Annotated in this window: 1 protein-coding gene; it reads left to right on the forward strand. The window is 63.8% G+C overall.

The window, feature by feature from the left end:
* Nucleotides 1–580: transposase (locus tag CWO89_RS45070; protein ID WP_165421635.1), on the forward strand; the 580-nt coding region annotated here is incomplete at both ends.

Below are 580 nucleotides of genomic sequence, written 5' to 3' on the forward strand. Positions count from 1 at the left end.
CAAGAAGACCGGCAAGCCCGCGGCACCGCCATCCGACGCGCCTGCCCCAAAGGCACAGCGCAACTTCACCGATCCTGAAAGCCGCATTCTCAAAACCAAGGATGGCTTCATCCAAGGCTATAACGCGCAGGCGGCCGTCGACGGCAAAGCGCAGATCATCGTTGCACACGCCCTGACGCCGAGCACGAGCGACCATGGCCAGTTGGTGCCGCTGGTCGATGGCATCCAAGCCAATCTCGGCCGCAAACCGGAACAAGCTTCCGCCGACAGCGGCTATCTGAGCGAGGTCAACCTCGCGAGCCTCGATCTGCGTGGGATCGATGGCTACATCGCCACCGGCCGCGCCAAGCGCCCGACCGCCGACAACGGCAAGATCGGCGGACCGTTGACACAGGCGATGAGAAAAAAGATCGCCGACGGCGGCTTCGAGACCCCCTACCGACTGCGAAAGCAGATCGTCGAGGCGGTGTTCGGACAGATCAAGCAGGCCCGCGGCTTCCGCCAGTTCCTGTTCCGAGGCCTGGCTAACGTGGGGGCCGAATGGGCGATCGTCTGCACCGCCCACAACCTCGTCAAGCTC

The sequence above is a fragment of the Bradyrhizobium sp. Leo170 genome (genome assembly GCF_004296405.1).
Classification (GTDB): Bacteria; Pseudomonadota; Alphaproteobacteria; order Rhizobiales; family Xanthobacteraceae; genus Bradyrhizobium.